16 protein-coding genes are annotated in these 18,088 nt (G+C 62.1%); 8 read left to right on the forward strand and 8 right to left on the reverse strand.

Annotated elements, in window-relative coordinates:
* On the reverse strand, nt 1–518 hold a 518-nt coding region (locus E5W70_RS05015; protein WP_292654696.1), incomplete at its 3' end, for an FAD-dependent oxidoreductase.
* Between the two features lie 223 nt (nt 519–741).
* Here E5W70_RS05015 and E5W70_RS05020 point away from each other — a divergent pair.
* From E5W70_RS05020 to E5W70_RS05050, 7 genes are all read left to right on the forward strand, one after another.
* Nucleotides 742–3,231: a mechanosensitive ion channel family protein gene (locus E5W70_RS05020; RefSeq protein ID WP_292654699.1), complete on the forward strand. Its 2,490-nt coding sequence runs from the start codon at nt 742–744 to the stop codon at nt 3,229–3,231.
* A 155-nt stretch (nt 3,232–3,386) separates the two neighbouring features.
* Nucleotides 3,387–3,650, forward strand: coding sequence for a hypothetical protein (locus E5W70_RS05025; protein ID WP_292654701.1), 264 nt, complete (start codon nt 3,387–3,389; stop codon nt 3,648–3,650).
* A gap of 267 nt (nt 3,651–3,917) precedes the next feature.
* Entirely contained in the window at nt 3,918–6,479 is a 2,562-nt protein-coding gene (locus E5W70_RS05030) for an FAD-dependent oxidoreductase (RefSeq protein ID WP_292654704.1), read from the forward strand.
* Nucleotides 6,480–6,575: 96 nt separating this feature from the next.
* Complete coding sequence (locus tag E5W70_RS05035) at nt 6,576–7,424, forward strand: DUF1194 domain-containing protein (protein ID WP_292654706.1); 849 nt, start codon at nt 6,576–6,578, stop codon at nt 7,422–7,424.
* Between the two features lie 115 nt (nt 7,425–7,539).
* On the forward strand, nt 7,540–8,490 hold the full coding sequence (locus tag E5W70_RS05040) for an ABC transporter substrate-binding protein (RefSeq protein ID WP_292654709.1): 951 nt from the start codon (nt 7,540–7,542) through the stop codon (nt 8,488–8,490).
* 72 nt (nt 8,491–8,562) lie between these two features.
* Nucleotides 8,563–9,339, forward strand: coding sequence for an ABC transporter permease (locus E5W70_RS05045; RefSeq protein WP_292654712.1), 777 nt, complete (start codon nt 8,563–8,565; stop codon nt 9,337–9,339).
* Nucleotides 9,336–10,121 (forward strand): ABC transporter ATP-binding protein, encoded by a 786-nt coding sequence (locus tag E5W70_RS05050; RefSeq protein WP_292654715.1) that lies wholly within the window; start codon nt 9,336–9,338, stop codon nt 10,119–10,121. Before E5W70_RS05045 ends, E5W70_RS05050 begins: the two co-directional genes overlap by 4 nt.
* Nucleotides 10,122–10,152: 31 nt before the next feature.
* Here the strand turns inward: E5W70_RS05050 and E5W70_RS05055 are convergent, their stop codons facing one another.
* From E5W70_RS05055 to E5W70_RS05065, 3 genes are all read right to left on the reverse strand, one after another.
* The gene (locus E5W70_RS05055) at nt 10,153–11,091 is read right to left on the reverse strand and encodes a GlxA family transcriptional regulator (RefSeq protein ID WP_366509664.1); all 939 of its coding nucleotides are present in this window, start codon (nt 11,089–11,091) and stop codon (nt 10,153–10,155) included.
* Between the two features lie 349 nt (nt 11,092–11,440).
* Entirely contained in the window at nt 11,441–11,575 is a 135-nt protein-coding gene (locus E5W70_RS05060) for a hypothetical protein (protein WP_013894968.1), read from the reverse strand.
* Between the two features lie 335 nt (nt 11,576–11,910).
* Nucleotides 11,911–12,096 carry a hypothetical protein gene (locus E5W70_RS05065; protein WP_292654847.1) on the reverse strand — a complete coding sequence of 62 codons (186 nt, stop codon included), beginning with the start codon at nt 12,094–12,096 and terminating at the stop codon, nt 11,911–11,913.
* A gap of 230 nt (nt 12,097–12,326) precedes the next feature.
* On the opposite strand from E5W70_RS05065, the gene E5W70_RS05070 reads away from it, so the two are divergent.
* Nucleotides 12,327–13,226: a LysR substrate-binding domain-containing protein gene (locus E5W70_RS05070; RefSeq protein WP_023676521.1), complete on the forward strand. Its 900-nt coding sequence runs from the start codon at nt 12,327–12,329 to the stop codon at nt 13,224–13,226.
* A gap of 6 nt (nt 13,227–13,232) precedes the next feature.
* Here the strand turns inward: E5W70_RS05070 and E5W70_RS05075 are convergent, their stop codons facing one another.
* From E5W70_RS05075 to E5W70_RS05090, 4 genes are all read right to left on the reverse strand, one after another.
* Nucleotides 13,233–14,216 carry an alpha/beta hydrolase gene (locus tag E5W70_RS05075; RefSeq protein WP_292654722.1) on the reverse strand — a complete coding sequence of 328 codons (984 nt, stop codon included), beginning with the start codon at nt 14,214–14,216 and terminating at the stop codon, nt 13,233–13,235.
* A gap of 268 nt (nt 14,217–14,484) precedes the next feature.
* A complete protein-coding gene (locus tag E5W70_RS05080; protein WP_292654725.1) occupies nt 14,485–14,667 on the reverse strand; it encodes a hypothetical protein in 183 nt (60 codons plus the stop codon).
* A 188-nt stretch (nt 14,668–14,855) separates the two neighbouring features.
* Nucleotides 14,856–16,925 carry an ASKHA domain-containing protein gene (locus E5W70_RS05085; RefSeq protein WP_292654728.1) on the reverse strand — a complete coding sequence of 690 codons (2,070 nt, stop codon included), beginning with the start codon at nt 16,923–16,925 and terminating at the stop codon, nt 14,856–14,858.
* Nucleotides 16,926–17,038: 113 nt separating this feature from the next.
* Nucleotides 17,039–18,013, reverse strand: coding sequence for a methyltetrahydrofolate cobalamin methyltransferase (locus E5W70_RS05090; RefSeq protein ID WP_292654731.1), 975 nt, complete (start codon nt 18,011–18,013; stop codon nt 17,039–17,041).
* Between the last annotated feature and the right edge of the window lie 75 nt (nt 18,014–18,088).

Raw genomic sequence — 18,088 nt, forward strand, 5'->3', positions numbered from 1 at the left:
CCACCGACGATCGGGAAACGCGCGGTGGCTGAGACGTCGAGCGCCGGCACCAGGCGCGCGATCTCGGCCGTGGTCATCAGTTCGGCGTCGACGCCGAGATGGCGCATGGCGTTTCCGCGCCGGGCATAGTCGTCGAGCTGGGCAGGTGTGTGGGCGAGGTTCAGGCAGCCGCGCTGCGAGAACATGACGTTGTAGTTGAGGTCATGGGCCAGGTTCTCCCACAGCTTCATCGAATGCTCGTAAAAGCGCGTGTTGGCCGGCAGGAGATAGTTGGAACGGACCGCAGTGGTGTTGCGGCCGACATTGCCGGAGCCGAGCCAGCCCTTCTCCAGCACCGCGACATTGGTGATGCCGTGCTCCTTGGCTAGATAGTAAGCGGTCGACAGGCCATGGCCGCCGCCGCCGATGACGATCACGTCGTAGGACGCCTTCGGGTCGGGCTTGCGCCAGGCCGGCTTCCAGTCCTTGTTTCCGGTCAGCGCGTTCTTGAGAAGCGAAAAGGCCGAATATTCCGCCATTCTTATTGTCATCCATTTCAGGCTTTGCGGCAGACTATAGAGCAGGCCGCCAATGCAAAGCCAAGATTGCGCCATCGCTTTTCGACTCCCCGACTTCGATTGGCGACTTCGATTGGCCGACTTCTAAAGCGGGCCGTCAGGGACGGCTTGCCCCAAGATATGTCGGTCTTTATCAAGAGCGGGCCTTTAGAACGCCTTATCGCCCGTGAGTCGCCAGACAATCATGCTTTTCCGACTGCTCCGTTTCGTTCTGGTCCTGGCGCTTGTCGCCACGGCGCCGCCATCGTTGCGAGCGGTGGCGCAAGGGCTTGGCCAGGCGCCTGCGGGACTGGTCAGCGATCAGCAGAAAATCCTCCAGGACCTGACGACGAAGACCGACAATCTCGAAAAGAAGATCCAGCAGGACGGCGACGACGACGCCAGCCTTGTCGATATTCGGCTGCAACTGGAAGAAATGTCGCGTGCGTCGCTGAACAGCGCGCTTGCTTTCCGGCCGCGGCTGAGCGAGATCAACAGCCGGCTCGAGCAGCTGGGCCCGCGGCCGGCCGCGGGCCAGCCGGCCGAGCCCGATATCGTGACCGGCGAACGCCAGGCGCTGGCCTCCGAAAAAGCCGAAATCAATGCCGTCATCGCCACGGCTCAAACCCTGTCGATCCGCATCAGCGGGCTGATCGAGAAGATCGGCAATATGCGCAGCGAGCTGTTCCGCAATCAGCTCACCAAGCGCTACGTGCTGTCCGATGCATTAAGCCCGGAGGTCATTTCCGATGCGAATGGCGAATTTACCAGTTTCTACAAGGCAGTGTCGTCCTGGCTGAGTTTCGCCTTCAAGTTCAAATTCCAGGCCATTCTTGCCGCGACCTTGATGGCGCTCGCGCTGGCTGCCGTGCTTTTCGTCGGCGGGCGGCGCCTGTTCGGCCGCGTCTTCGAAGCCGATCCTTCCGTCGAGGATCCCTCCTATCTCAGCCGCTTGTCGGTGGCGTTCTGGTCGACATTGCTGCCGACGCTGGCGGTTGGCGTCTTCCTTGTCTCGACCATTTTCTTCTTCAATTACTATAACGTGTTGCGCGGCGACATCGGCATCTTCCTGAATGCGCTGGTTGCCGTTATCGCGGTGGTGTTCTGCGTCAACCGGCTGACCAATGCGGCGCTGGAGCCGCGACTGCCGAACTGGCGTCTGATCCCTGTCGAAACCGGCCCGGCGCGCTGGCTAGTGCGGCTGACCACTGCCATGGCCGTCGCCATCGGCATCAATTATTTCCTGTCGGTCGTCAACGACAAGATGGGCTCGCCGCTATCGCTGACCATCGCCAGAAGCTTTGTCGCCACCATCAGCGTCGGCGTCATCCTGATCCTGATGGGCCTGCTGAAGCCGTTCAAGGCTGCCGACGGGAGCTGGCGTCCGTGGCCAGCATGGCTGCGCTACACCGCCGTCGCGCTGGGGCTATTCACCATCGCGTCGGCGCTGCTCGGCTTTATCGGCCTTGCCATTTTCGTCTCGGTGCAGGTCGTGGTCACCGGCACCATCCTGGTCACTGCCTATATCGGCTTCCTGTCGGCGCGGGCGATCGGCGAGGAAGGTGGTTTCGCCAACACTTCGATCGGGCGCTGGCTATCGGCCAATTCAAGTTACGAAGCGACCGCGCTCGACCAGCTCGGGCTTGTCGTCAGCGCCGCCATCAACATCATGATCGTGCTGGTGTTCCTGCCGCTGATCCTGTTGATGTGGGGCTTCCAGCCCGGCGACATCCAGGCGTGGGCCTACAAGCTGGCGACCGGCCTCACCATCGGCTCGGTGACGATCTCGGTCACCGGCATCCTCACTGGCGTCGTCGTCTTCATCATCGGCTATTTCCTGACGCGCTGGTTCCAGGGCTGGCTCGACGGTTCAGTGATGGCGCGCGGCCGGGTCGACACCGGCGTGCGCAATTCGATTCGGCTGGCGGTAGGCTATGCCGGCGTCGCGGTCGCGGCACTGGTCGGCATCTCGGCGGCCGGTATCGACCTCTCCAATCTCGCGCTGGTCGCCGGCGCCCTGTCCCTCGGCATCGGTTTCGGCCTGCAGAATGTCGTCTCGAATTTCGTGTCGGGTCTGATCCTGTTGGCCGAGCGGCCGTTCAAGGTCGGCGACTGGATCGTCGCCGGCGACATCAGCGGCACGGTCAAGAAGATCAGCGTACGCGCCACCGAGATCGAGACGTTCCAGCGGCAATCGGTGATCCTGCCCAATTCAAACCTGATCAACAATGCGGTCGGCAACTGGACGCACCGCAACAAGCTCGGCCGCGTCGACATCAAGGTCGGCGTCGCCTATGGCAGCGACGTCAAGCACGTGCATGGCGTCCTCTTGGAGATTGCGCGCAGTCATCCGTTGGTGCTGAAAAATCCGGAACCCTTCGTGCTGTTTTCCAATTTCGGCCCGGCCGCACTCGAATTCGAGATTCGCGTGTTCCTGGCAGACGTTCTTAGTGGCAATATCGTCCAGAACGACATCCGCTTTACTATCTTCGATGTGTTCGCCGACCAGCATATCGAAATTCCGTCGGCGCCGCGCGCCGTCGTCGAGGCCAAAAAGCACGAGGCGTGGCCGATCGACGACGACAAGATCGAAGTCGAATTCGCCGAGCGGGAACAAGCAAAAGCACTGGCGGCGGTCGAGGCGAAACGTCTCGCCAAGTCGGGACGCAAGGTGCGGAAGCCCGATCCTGACTAGCTGTTTGGAGCCTGCCTTCAAGCTTCGGAAACCAATTGCGGCATGAATGCGGCATTCAGTTGCCGTTCAGCTTGTATTGCATATAAGCTCACCTGCAAACGGCGAGAATGCCTTGCGAAATGCAACAGGGGCGGTGGCAACACCGATATTGCAAAATGTGGAAGTTTCTCGTCGCCGCCATCGTTTTTCTGGCCGTGGGCGGTTCGGCCCATGCCGCCAGCGCGGTCAACAAGGACGCCGAGACCCGCACGCTGATCGTGACGGAAGGCGGCGGCAAGACCGAGCTGGCGCTGGCCGGCGGCGAAACCGTGGAATTTTGCCCGAGCGGCTGTTTCGTTACCTTGCCGAATGGCGACCTCGAGGCGCTGACCGGTTCGGAAACCATCGAGATCTCGGGCGGCGTCGCGCGCATCAAGTAAGGTCGACGCCATGATTTTTGAAGGCCGGGCAAACGCCCGGCCTTTTGCTTGCTTCCGGTAATCGACGATGAAGGTATGCACTTTTCTTCGAAGCTGCGCAGAACGGCCTCTGGCAGCGCCTTCGTACTGAGCAGGGCGACGGCGTAGGTCTAACTGCATTCGACGAGCTGGTGGCGCGGGCTTTTTTGGCGATGTCGCAAACAGGCTGCAAGCGCGCCGCCGCGCCGCCCTATAGTCTGCCGCAATAGCATCTTGGAGTCGCGGGCAATGGCAGGGTTTCCGGAAAAGGCGAAGGTCGTCATCGTCGGGCTGGGCGGAATCGTCGGCGCATCGGTCGCCCATCACCTGATCGAGCGAGGATGGGACGATATTGTCGGCATCGACAAATCGGGCATCCCGACCGATATCGGCTCGACGGCGCACGCCTCCGACTTCTGCTACACGACCAGCCATGATTTCCTGTCGTGCTGGACGACGCTCTATTCCATCGATTTCTACGAAAAGATGGGTCATTACGCGCGCATCGGCGGCCTCGAGGTCGCCCGCGTCGGCGACGACGCCCGCATGGCGGAGATCAAGCGCAAGATCGCCTCGGCGAAGGCCTTCGGCACACGCGCCCGCCTGATCGATCCCGCCGAGATCAAGGAAAAATTCCCGCTGATCGAAGAACAGATCGTACAGGGCGGCCTGTGGGATCCCGACGCCGGCCTCGTCATCCCGCGCTCGCAGACCGTCGCCGGCAAGCTTGTCGACCAGGCGGAAGCCTCCGGCAAACTCAAGGCGTTTGCCAACACCTCGGCCAGGTCGCTCGTCATCGAGAACGGCCGCATCAAGGGCGTGGTGACCGACCGCGGCACCATCGAGGCCGACTATGTCGTGGTCTGCACGGGCATCTGGGGACGGCTGATTGCGGAAATGGCGGGCGAGGACCTGCCGGTCATGCCGATCGACCACCCGCTCACCTTCTTCGGGCCGTACACCGAGTTCACCGGCACTGGCAAGGAGATCGGCTGGCCGCTACTGCGCGACCAGGGCAATTCGGCCTACATGCGCGATACCGGCGATCCCAAGACCGCCGAAGGCGGGCAGATCGAATGGGGTTATTACGAAGAGACCAATCCGCGCCTTTGCCATCCGCGCGATATTCTCGAGAAAAATGAGGCACGGCTTTCGCCGTCGCAACGCGATCTCGACATGGAGCAGATCCTGGCGCCGCTCGAGCGCGCCATGGAACTGACGCCGATCCTGGGCGAGCTGGGCTACAATGAGAGCCATTCCTTCAACGGCCTGCTGCAGGTGACGGCGGACGGCGGCCCCTCGATGGGCGAAAGTCAGAAGGTCAGGGGGCTCTGGTATGCCGTTGCCATCTGGGTCAAGGACGGCCCCGGCATGGGCAAGCTCATCGCCGACTGGATGACGGACGGCCGCACGGCGATCGACCACCACGCCATCGACTATTCGCGTTTCTATCCGCACCAGACCAAAGAGCAGTTCATCTGGGACCGCTGCACCGAAACCGCGATGAAGGTCTACAACCCGGCGGTGCATCCGCGCGAGCCCTTCTCCAAGGCCCGCAATGTCCGCCGCTCGCCCTTCTGGGAGCGCGAGAAGGAACTCGGCGGCTATTTCATGGAGCTCGGCGGCTGGGAGCGCGCCCACGGCTACGCCGCCAACGAGCATTTGCTCGAGAAATACGGCAACCGGGTGCCGGTGCGCCAAAACGAATGGGACAACCGCCATTTCTGGCGCGTCTCGAATGCCGAGCATCTCGCCATGAGCGAGGACTGCGGCATCGTCAATCTCTCGCATTTCGCCATGTACGACGTGGAAGGTCCCGATCATGTCGCGCTGATGGAATGGCTGTGCGCGGCAAAGATCGGCGGTGACGGCAATATCGGCAAGGGCATCTATACCCATTTCCTCGACGAGGAAGGCATGGTGCGCGCCGACCTGACCGTCATCCGCATGGCCGACCGCTGCCGCGTCATCGACGGCGCCGATGCCGGACCGCGCGACTTCCAGTACATGCGCCGGACGGCAGAAGACAAAGGCTTCGACGTTACCGTCACCGACGTGACCGAGAAGTACGTGACCGTCGGCATCTGGGGTCCGAACGCGCGGGCGACATTGAGCAAGTGCGTGGAAAACCCCGACGGGCTGACGCCGGAGAATTTTCCCTTTGCCGCGATCAAGCCCGTCAGGATCGCCGGCAAGGACGTTACCGCCTTCCGCATCTCCTACGTCGGCGAGCAAGGCTGGGAACTGCACATGCGCTACGAGGACGGCCTGGCCGTCTGGGACGCTCTGCGGTCGACCGGCGTGATGGCCTTTGGCGTCGAGACCTATGCCAACAGCCGCCGTATGGAGAAGAGCCTGCGCCTGCAGAACGCGGATCTGTTGACCGAATACAATCTGCTGGAAGCCGACCTTGCCCGCCCGAAGGTCAAGGAGGCCGATTTCTGCGGCAAGGCAAAGCATCTGGAATATCGCGCCCGGGCGCATCAGCCGGCCATGCTTTGCACGCTTATCATGACCGACAATACCGATTCCAACGGCGTTCCCCGCTATCCGGTCGGCACGATGCCGGTGATGGACCCGCAAACCGGTGAGACGCTGGTCGACGAGCTCGGCCGTCGGTCGTTCACGACCTCGGTGGCCTATGGTCCGACCCTCGGCAAGAACATCGCGCTCGCCTACCTGCCCTGGGCTTATTGCCAGGAGGGCCGCAAGCTGAGCGTCGAATATTTCGGCGAGAAATACCCGGCCGAAGTGGCCGCCGTCGGCTACAGACCGCTCTACGACCCGGAGAACCTCAATCCGCGCAGCTGAACTTAGAGACGCGCTCGCAAAAACGTGACTGGAACAGCCGCGCTCTTGGCCGGGCTTTTCTCTTTGTCGATCGGCGATTTTCGCTTACCGTGCGGCATGTCTGCTTTTGCCCGTGCAAGACATCTCGTCTCGGGCGCCGCCGCGCTGGCGTCGGCGCTGTGGCTGACTGCAAACTCCCGCGCCGCCGAGCCGGTTGATGTCCAACTGGTGCTGGCAGTCGACGTATCCTTGTCCATGTCGCCCGACGAGCTCGAAATCCAGCGTCATGGCTATGCGGCGGCGCTGACGCACGACGATGTCCTGCAGGCAATCGGCGAAGGCGCTCATGGCAAGATTGCCGTCACCTATGTCGAATGGGCTGGCGCGACCTGGCAGCAGGTCGTCGTGCCGTGGACGGTGATCGCCAATCGTGCCGACGCCGAGCGGCTGGCAGCGCAGCTTTCCGCTCATCCGCCGGCCAGTGCCAGGCGCACCTCGATCTCCGGCGCCTTAGAATTCGCCAGCGATCTCTTTGCCGAAAGCGGCTTCCAGGGCGTCAAGCGGGTGATCGACATTTCAGGTGACGGCCCCAACAACCAGGGCGCACCCGTCGATATCACCCGCGACGCCGTGATCAAGCAGGGCATCACCGTCAACGGCCTGCCGCTGATGACCAGGGGCGGGCTCAGCAGCGCCTATGATGTCAACAATCTCGACCGTTACTACAGCGACTGCGTCATCGGCGGGCCGGGCTCCTTCATGATCCCGGTCAATGACTGGACACAGTTTCCGGAGGCAATCCGCCGCAAGCTGGTGCTGGAGCTTGCCGGTCCGGCCTCGCCGCAGCGAGCAGCGGAAGAGGCGGCCCATCCGCCATTGGTGCTGGCACAAAACATCCCCGACACCGACTGCCTGGTCGGCGAAAAAATGTGGCGCGATCGCAGCTGGATGTACAACACCCGCTAATGGCGAAGTTTACTGCCGGTGGTGACATACCGCAGTGCAGCATCTGCTTCATTGACAAGCCTGTAGGCGTCTGTGACACAATTCCCCATTCGAACACATAAAAAGGGGAACCGAGATGAACAGGATCGGAATTCTTGCCGCAGGCTTGACGCTTGCCGTCGGATTGTCCGCGCCGGCCACGGCCGCCACATCGGTCAGCATCGGCATCAGTGGATGGACGGGCTTTGCGCCGCTGACGCTCGCCAAGCAGGCCGGCATCTTCGAAAAGCACGGCCTCGACGTCACCTTGAAGAAGGTGCCACAAGCCAGCCGGCCGCTCGCCATCGCCAGCGGCGACCTGCAATGCGCCGCCACCACGGTCGAGACCTGGCTGGTCTGGAACGCCAATGGTGTGACGACCAAGCAGATATTCCAGCTCGACAAGTCCTACGGCGCCGACGGCATTGTCGCCCGCAACGACATCAAGACCGTCGCCGATCTCAAAGGTAAGTCGGTCGCGTCCTCGGCGCCGGGCACGTCGCCCTATTTCATGCTGGCCTGGGTTCTCAACAAGAACGGCATGTCGACCAAGGACGTGACGGTCGTCAACCTGGAGCCGGATGCGGCGGCGCAGGCGTTTCTTGCCGGACAGAACGATGCGGCAGTCACCTATGAGCCGTTTATCTCGGCGGTGCGCGAAAAATCCGACCAGGGCCATATCCTTGTGACCACTCTCGACTATCCGATGGTGCTCGATACGGTCGGCTGCACGCCGGAGTTCCTCAAGGCCAACCCGGATGCGGCCAAGGCGCTCGCCGACAGCTATTTCGAGGCACTCGACCTGATCAAGAGCGATCCCGCGAAATCCTATGAGAGTATGGGCGCCGACGTGAAGCAGTCGGCCAAGGAGTTCGAAGAGTCGGCCAAATACCTGAAATGGGCCGACAAGGCCGAAAACAAGCAGTTCTTCACCAAGGAATTCCAGGACTTTTCCAAGACCGCCGGCGAGCTTCTGCTGCAGATGGGCTTGATCAAGGAAGCGCCCGACGTCTCGACATTGGCCGACACCAGCGCCGTCGCCGACTAACCGGCAGGATTGTCGCCCGGCGGCGGCGCGTGCGCCGCCGCTTTTTCATTCAGATCCAAAGGACGGTCGAAGATGCCGCGCCCCTTGCATCCGGTCTCGCCGGGCACTCGAACCGTGCTCGGCATCTCGTTCTTCGTGCTGTTCGTGGCGTTCTGGGCGTGGATCACGCTTGGCGGCCACGTCAATCGCATTTTCCTTGCCGATCCGCTGTCGATGGTGAGAGACGGCTGGCGGCTGCTGGTCGAGGACCGCTTCTGGCTCGACATCCTCATCACCATCTGGCGCGTCTTCGGCGGGTTTCTGATGGCGGCCATCGTTGCCGTCCCGCTCGGCATCGTGATGGGCGCCTGGAAGCCCGTGGAGGCGTTCCTGGAGCCGTTCGTCTCCTTCGCCCGCTACCTGCCGGCATCGGCCTTCATCCCGCTGCTCATCCTGTGGGCCGGCGTCGGCGAGCTCGAAAAACTGCTGGTGATCTTCGTCGGCTCGGTGTTCCAGATCATCCTGATCATCGCGGTCAAGGTCGGCGGCACACGGCGCGACCTGGTCGAGGCCGCCTATACGCTTGGCTCGTCCGACAACGGCATCGTGCGGCGCGTGATCATGCCGGCCAATGCGCCCGAGATCGCCGAAACCCTGCGCCTGGTGCTCGGCTGGGCCTGGACCTATGTCATCGTCGCCGAGCTGATCGGCTCGTCGTCGGGCATCGGCTACATGATCATCAACAGCCAGTCGCGGTTGGCGACGGGGCAGATCATCTTCGGCATCATCGTCATCGGCCTGATCGGGCTGCTGTCTGATTTCGCCTTCAAGGCGCTCAACCGCTGGCTGTTTCCGTGGAGCCTGGCGTGAGCAAGCTGCTCATCGAAGGCGTCTCGCGCACCTTCGCCGGTGTCGGCGGCGGGCAGCCGGTCCAGGCACTGATGCCGGTCGATCTGGCGGTCGCCGCCAACGATTTCATCACCATCCTTGGCCCGTCCGGCTGTGGTAAGTCGACGCTGCTCAGGATCGTCGCCGGCCTCGAAGCGCCAAGTGAGGGCCGCGTGTTGCTCGACGGCAGGGCAGTGAGCCGACCAGGCCCGGATCGCGGCATGGTCTTCCAGTCGTACACGCTGTTCCCGTGGCTGACGGTCGCCGACAACATCGCCTTTGGCCTGCGCGAACGTGGAATGGCCGAGCACGAGCGCAGCGAAATCGTCGCTTCCTACGTCGATCTCGTCGGGCTGAGAGGCTTCGAGAACCATTGGCCGAAGCAGCTTTCCGGCGGCATGCAGCAACGCACGGCGATCGCCAGGGCACTGGCCAACGATCCGGAGATCCTGCTGCTCGACGAGCCGTTCGGCGCGCTCGATAACCAGACCCGCGGACTGATGCAGGAACTGCTCCTCGGCATCTGGGAGCGCCGGCAGAAGACGGTGCTGTTCGTCACCCACGATATAGAGGAGGCGATCTTCATGGCGTCGCGCGTGGTCGTGATGACGGCGCGGCCGGGCCGCATCAAGTCGGATGTTGCCGTCGACCTGCCGCATCCGCGCCATTATACGCTGAAGACCAGCCCGGAATTTTCGGCACTGAAGGCGCGGCTGACGGAAGACATCCGCGTCGAGGCGATGCGCACGGCCGAAGTGCATTGACTCGGCGGGCTTCGTTCAGCCGATGGTCCGATCAGGCCGCCAGAAGCTGTTTGCGGTCGACGCGTTCTTGTTGCGGCGAGCGGGCGTACAACTCGCGATAACATTTGGAGAAATGCGAGGCGGAAACAAAGCCGCAGGCGACCGCCACTTCGACCACCGGCAACGACGACTGGATCAGCAGGTGCCGGGCGCGGTCGAGGCGGATCTCCAGATAGTAACGGGCAGGGGAGCGCCCCATCTCTGTGCGGAACAGGCGCTCAATCTGCCGGCGCGACAGGTCGACATGGTCAGCGATCTCGATCAGCGAGAGCGGCTCGGAGAGATTGGCCTCCATCAGCTCGATAATGGTCAGAACCTTGGAATTCTGCACGCCAAGGCGGGCGCGCAGCGGCAGGCGCTGGCGGTCGGTCGGGCTGCGCACGCGATCGGTCAGCACCTGCTCGCAGACGCGGTTGACGAGGCTCTCGTCGAAATCGTCGCCTATCAGCTTCAGCATCATGTCTAGCGCGGCGGTGCCGCCGGCGCAGGTGTAGATGTTCTGGTCGATCTCGAAGAGGTCGGCGAAGACATTGGCCTTGGGGAACGCCTCGGAAAAGCCCGGCAGGTTCTCCCAATGGATGGCGCAGCGCTTGTTGGACAGCAGGCCCGCGGCGGCCAGGATATGCGCGCCGGTGCACAGGCCGCCGACGGCAACGCCGCGATTGTACTCCTCGCGCAGCCAGGCAAAGGTCGATTTGTTCTGATAGCGCTCGACATTGATGCCGCTGCAGACGATGGCCATGTTCGGCCGGTCCGGTCCGGACATTTTCTTGCGCTCTTCCTCCAGCGAGGTGTTGACGGCGCATTCGACGCCGTTCGAGGCGCGCACCGGCTTGCCGTCGATGCTGGCGAGCCGCCAGCGATAGGCTTCGTAGCCGAGCATGCGGTTGGCCGAACGCAACGGATCGAGCGCCGTCGCGAAGGCGATCATGGTGAAATCGGGGACCAGGAAAAATACAAACGATCGCCGGATCGGGTGCTTTACGACGTTCACGGGTAGATCCTCACGCTGCAATGGCGCGAACAGGATGTCGCGATCAGCATAGCGACATCAGGAAAAACGTTTCCTGTCAATTGGCTAGATGGCAACGGAAAGACTTTATTTGCGACATGGGTCGCAAATGGGCAATCGCTATGCGGCGAAGGGCACAATGTGCCGCCGGATCGACCAAACGAGCCGACGCAGTCTGCGCACACGAAAACGCCGCCTCGGCAAAGCCGAAGCGGCGCTGGATCGACGTCGAAGCAGCGATAGGCTGCTTCCGCCAAGATTTGCTGTCTCAGGCGACAAAGCCGAGGCGCGCGGCAGCCATGGCGCCGGTCTGGCCAGGCATGGTGTTGGCCAGGCGCTGGCGCTCGAGCGCGGTCGTCAGGTTCATTTCGCGGCGGGCAAAGAGGCGGGCAAAAAGCTTCATGATCATCTCCATTCGGTTGCTCAGACGGGTCGCCTTCGCTTGATGGAGTGGGGCAGCTCGTTTGTTGATGATGATATAGGCTTACGTGAGGGGAAACTAAATCGCAAAAGCGAAGCACTTGATATGAAAAGCGACACGGAATGCGACAAATTTGGGCATTCTGCCCAGGATTTTCGATTATTTACAATGCGTTGGTTGTCAGTGCGGGCTGCTATGCGACTTGCTCATATGCGGCATGCGACGGCGACATGGCTCGGGAAAATCATTTGAATACAAACAAAAAGGCCTGCCGGGCTGATCTACGCGGCAGGCCTTCAGCTGTTGATACACACGGTTTACTTTGCTCCAGCCCAAGATCCCACACCATGGCGAGTGCCGGTCTTGGCATCGGCAGCGTCGGGCCAGCCGATATCCTTCTGCAGTTCAATCGGCAGCGCGCGGATGGCGCGTTCCGTCTGGTAGCGGGCGCGGGCCTCACTGAATTCGGTCGCGATCCGACCGATGGATGACAGGATAGACATCTCATTCTCCTTCGCGTTGGGCCGGGATTTTCCCGGCGCTTGCAGCGTCAGGCGGTACACCGGGTTTGTTTCAGCTTCATTTGGTGTCGATTGCAGGTCCGTGTCATGGTTGTTTCGGGGCCACTTCTATGCGTCCTGCCTTCGATGGAGTTGACTATCCTCCCAAACTGATGTTCAATCAAACGAAATGGAATGATGGTTTGCATCAGAAAAATTGAAGGTCGATTCCCATGAACGCCCCACTCAATCATCCGCTGCCGCTGCTCGATCTCGATGTTCTGCGCACTTTCGTCGCAATCGCCGAGACCGGCAGCTTCACCACTGCGGCCAATGCGGTCTTCCGCACGCCGTCGGCCGTCTCCATGCAGATCAAGAAGCTGGAGGACATACTCGGCCGCTCGGTGTTCGCGCGCGACGCCCGTTCGGTGACGCTGACCACCGATGGCGAGATGCTGCTCGGCTATGCGCGCCGGCTGCTGTCGATCAATCGCGAGGTGGTGTCGAAGTTCATCATTCCAGACATTGTCGGGGTGGTGCGGCTCGGCTCGCCGGACGATTACGGCGAACGTGTGCTGCCGCATGTGCTGAAGCGGTTCGCACAATCGCATCCATCAATCGCGGTCGACGTCACCATCGACCAGAGCGTCAATTTGCGCCGGCGCATGGACGACCGGGCGCTCGACATCACGCTGCTAACCAACTCCTACAAGACCAGCGCGATCGGCGCCGAAGTGCTGCTCACAGAGCCGATCGTCTGGGCCGGTGCCAAGGGCGGTTGCGCGCATCTGCGCGAGCCACTGCCGGTCTCATTGTGGGAAGAGGGCTGTGCCTGGCGGGCAGGGGCATTGGAGGCGCTTGGCCGCGAGGGCCGCAACTACCGCATCGCCTATATGAGCGCACACACGGCCGGCCAGCGCGCCGCGATCATGGCGGATCTTGCAGTCGCGCCGCTGCCGAAATCGTTCCTCGGCAGTGACATGGTCGAGCTGTGCCCGAAGGACGGCATGCCTGACATCGGCACCTACAATCTCGCCATGGTGGTGACGCCAGACGCCAGCGCGCCGGTGAAGGCAGTCGCCGACCATATCCGCGCGACGTTTGAGATGTTCAGGGAAACTGGGAAGTTCTGACCCAAACTACGACCTGAGCGGCGCAACCAGATCGCGAGGGGTTCCGTCGCGGTCTGTCCTTTGCAGCGACAACTCGCCTGCCGTGGCATGGTAACTGTCAGTTTCGTTGGTCAAGAAGGCCACTATACTGTCCCGCGCGCGTCGCGCCTCCGGCATGTCGATCAACGGCCAGACATGGAACATGCCTTGCTCGTGGACGACCTCAATTTCGACGCCGGCCGCGCGTGCCTTTTCCGCGAAGATCAGATTGTCGGGGGTGAGCAGATCGCGTGAACCGGTCAGCAGCAGCGTTTTGGGCAGCACCGAAAGGTCGCCGTAAACCGGGCTGATGCGCCAGTCGGTGGGATCTATGCCGGCGCTGTAAAGCCGGATCGCCTCGCGGCCGCCAGCAATGCCTAGCCACGGATCGTTGCGTTCAGCCTCATACATTTCTGGGTTGGCGAGCGACACGTCGAGGCCGGGCGAAATCAGCACGTGGCGTGACGGCAAGGGCAGGCCGTCTTGCGCAGCCATCATGGTCAGCACGACGGCCATGTTTCCTCCGGCGGAATCGCCCATGAAGATGATGTCATTTGCCCTGGTTTCGCCGAACATCTGGCGGTAGACGGCGCCGACCATGCCGAACATGGCGTGGAAATCGTGTTCGGGAGCAATGGGATAGATCGGCACGGTGATGCCGAACCCGAGACGGTCGGCCATGTCGGCGATCAGCCGCCAATGATAGGGTGTAATTTCAAAGACGTAAGCGCCGCCGTGCAGGTAGAGAATCCGCCTCCGCTCGCCAGCCTGGGGAGCGATCTCGTAGACGGGGAAGCCGCTGATCGTGCGGGTTGTGATCTCCAGGCGCGACTGAAGCGACGCAGGCGGCTGGTGGTTTTCAGTCTTCCGCGCATAGGCGATCCAGCGCTGCAGGTTCTCCGGGCTGGAAAACGCCTTCTTGCGACTGTACCTGAGGACGAACGACACGACGTGGCTTTTGAGGCTGGGCATGCAGATACACGGACTTCGGCTGAGCCGACTAAGAGAACCCCCGACTATTTCGAAGATTGTGTCGCCACCAAAAAAGTCAAGATTTATGCGATCTCAACAAGGTGGTTTGATCCCGGCTGGCGACAAAGCGTCCGGCCATGAAGTCGCTGGCCCAGCGGCGCAGCTCAACGCCGGGGCAGTAATGCGGCGCGCAGCCAATTGCTGGGTGCAGCCGGAGCCGCATTGCGGCCCCGGCGAATACCGAGCAGCTTGCATTTGTCGATGAATTTCATCCGCGCTGCATGCCCCAGCCGACCGAAAGCTGCTTTTCGCTCGAACGCGGCGACACCGGCCAGCCAATGTCCTTTTGGATCTCAGGCGGCAAGCTGTTCAGGATGCGCAGCGACTTGCGCGTTTCGCGTGTTTTCTTGATGGCCGCACCATAGCGGCCGAGGCTTTCGAACATCGACATCGTGCTCTCCTTTGAGTGTTGCGGCGGGACAAGAGATGTTCTCTACCGGCCATCGATGCCGGTTAAATGCGCCGCATATGTATCTGGCGGATTTCACGAAAACGCATTTTCGTTTCCAGATCGGCGCGATCTGGAAACATTTGCATACAAATGAAAATGGAAGGGTCTGACAGCCTAGCGAAGGCGAGTCATCCCCGCCCGCGCCGCGCGGCGTGGCCTTCGCGCGAACGCCGCCGCGGGGCAGCGTCGCCGGCGATGCCGTCTTCGCTCACCGTCTTGCGTGGCGGCAGTTTCACCGCCGCCGACAGCTTGGGGAACGGGTCGATCTTGTTCGGCAGCGCCATGGCGTAGACGAAATGTTCCTGGAATTTCGGCTCCAGCGCCGTCTCGATCTTCTCGATCTGGCTGACGGTTTCCTCGATCTCGCGGCGATAGCCGCGGTTCAACAGCGCCATACGTGCGCCGGCGCCGGCCGCATTGCCAACGGCCGAGATCTTGTCGAGGTCGCAATCCGGGATCAGGCCCAGCACCATTGCGTATTTCGGGTCGATGAACGAGCCGAATGCGCCGGCGAAGTGGATGCGGTCGACGTGATCGGTGTGCTGCTTTTCCATCAAAAGCTTGGTGCCGGCATAAAGGGCGGCCTTGGCAAGCTGGATAGCGCGCACATCAGTTTGGGTGATGGTGATCTTGGGCTCGCCTTCCTTCAGCACATAGGAGAAGGTGCGGCCGTTGGCGACAACGCGCGGCGAGCGGGCGGAAAGCCCGCCATCGATGACGCCGTCCTCGGAGATGATGCCGGCGAGATACATCTCGGCGACCACTTCGATGATGCCGGAACCGCAAATGCCGGTGACGCCGGTCGCCTGCACGCTGTCGAGGAAGCCCGCCTCGTCGGACCAGAGTTCCGAGCCGATGACGCGGTATTTAGGCTCCAGCGTTTCGGGATCGATACGGACGCGCTCGATGGCACCCGGTGCGGCACGCTGGCCACCGGAGATTTCCGCACCTTCGAAGGCCGGGCCAGTTGGCGAGGAGGCCGCCACGACCCGCTGGCGATTGCCGAGCACGATTTCGGCATTGGTGCCGACATCGACGATCAGCATCATCTCGTCCTGGCGGTGCGGGCCTTCCGACAGCGTCACTGCAGCAGCGTCCGCGCCGACATGGCCGGCAATGCAAGGAAGCATATAGAGCCTGGCGCCTTGGTTGAGCTTCAAGCCGATATCCGATGCCTTGATGTGCACGGCGCCCGAGATGGCTAGCGCGAAGGGGGCGCCGCCGAGCTCGGTCGGATCGATGCCGAGGAACAGATGGTGCATTATCGGATTACCGACAAACACGGAATCCAGGATGTCGTTGCGCTGGACGTTGCCTTCGGCGCAGACCTTGTCGACGAGGCCCGAAATGGCCTCGCGCACGGCGACCGTCATGCCTTCGCGGCCGTCCGGGTTCATCATCACGTAAGAGACGCGGCTCATCAGATCCTCGCCGAAGCGGATCTGCGGATTGGATGTACCCGACGAGGCGGCGACGCGGCCCGACAGCAACGACACCAGATGCATGGCGATCGTGGTCGAGCCGATATCGCAGGCAAGCCCGTACGCCTCGTTCTTGAGGCCGGGCCACAAAGCGATAACCCGCGCGGTCTCGCTGTCGGTGTCCTTGTGGATGGCGGCGGTCGCGGTCCAGTTGCCCTTGCGCAAAATGCCTTGCACCTGCGGCAACAGATGGAAATCGAAATCGAGGCTCTTGAGGCCCCAGTCTTTCATCAGCGCGATTTTCAGGCGGTCGAGGTCGCCGAGCGGCTTGTGCATGTCGGGTTCTTCGATCTCGACATAGCACATGCGGATTGATGCATCGCGGGCGATGACCCTGGTGTCGGCATCCTTGCGGATGGTCTGCGCGTTGATGACGGTGTCCTGCGGCACGTCGACGACGAGATCGCCGAGGATCTGCGCCGAGCAGGACAGGCGGCGGCGTTCGGGCAGCCCACGCACGCGCTCGTAGCGCTCTTCCTTTGCGCCCTTGGGCGAGATGTGGTCGTTGGAGGAAACGATCTTGTGCTTGGCGAAATTGCCTTCCTGCACCTCGATCTGGCAACGCCCGCAAGTGGCACGCCCGCCGCACACGCTCTCGACATAGACACCGAGCTGGCGCGCGGCATCCAGCACCGGCGTGCCGACCGGAAACCGCCCGCGCTTGCCAGACGGCATGAACAGCACGAGCGGATCGGTGATGTTGACGGGAGAGTTCATACGTTCCAGACTTTACTTTCTACGCTGCTCGGGTCTTGGCCACGGCAGCGATGCCCCTGTGTTTCGGTTCCTCCCCAGTCCTAGGCCCCATATCGTGTCGGCCAAGCCATGGCTCAACCCCGGGCCATCCGCGCTTCGCGGCCGCCGCGCCTGCGTCCGCCATTGCCATTGCCATCGCCCGGCGCGTTGACCTGCGTCCGGGCGGCAACGGCCTGGCCGCCTTCGGCAAGCTTGTAGTCCTTGTAGGTCCTGATCCAGTTGGTGCAGTTCTCGTCGGTGCCGTTCAGCACGTTGGCGCCGCGCACCGCTTCCATTTCCTGCGGCCGCACCGGGTTCATGATCGCCGAGGTCATGCCGGCGCCGATCACCATCGGGATGAAGGCGGCGTTGATGCCGTGACGGTGCGGCAGGCCGAACGAGATGTTGGAGAGGCCGCAGGTGGTGTTGACCTTGAGCTCCTCGCGCAGCCGGCGTAGCAGGGCAAATACCTGGCGGCCGGCATCGCCCAGCGCGCCGATCGGCATGACCAGCGGGTCGACGACCACATCATGCGCCGGAATCCCGAAGTCGGCGCAGCGCTGGACGATCTTCTTGGCGACGGCAAAGCGCACATCGGGGTCCATCGAAATACCGGTCTCGTCGTTGGAAATGGCGACGACCGGAACGTTGTATTTCTTGATCAGAGGCAGGATGGCCTCGAGCTTTTCCTCCTCGCCGGTGACGGAATTGACCAGAGGCCGGCCCTTGGCGACCTTCAGCGCCGCTTCGATTGCCGCAGTCACCGAGGAGTCGATCGACAGCGGCAGGTCGACCAGGCCCTGCACGATCTCCAGCGTCTGCACCAGCAGGCCGGGTTCGGTCTCGTTCGGATTGACAGAGGTGACGCCGGCATTGACGTCGAGCATGGTTGCGCCGCAGGCGGCCTGCTCCAGCGCATCCTTGATGACGGTCTCAAAATTGCCGGCGATCATTTCGGCGGCCAGTTTCTTACGGCCGGTCGGGTTGATGCGCTCACCGATCACGCAGAAGGGCTGATCGAAGCCGATGATGATTTCTCGTGTCGCCGAGGCGACGATGGTCCGGGTCATGAAATCTCTCCATCGTGATATAAAGAGTTCTTTATATCGTTATCTGTTTCTGATCAAGCGAATGCTGACGATTCG

Source organism: Mesorhizobium sp., assembly GCF_005063415.1.
In the GTDB taxonomy this organism is placed as follows: Bacteria; Pseudomonadota; Alphaproteobacteria; order Rhizobiales; family Rhizobiaceae; genus Mesorhizobium.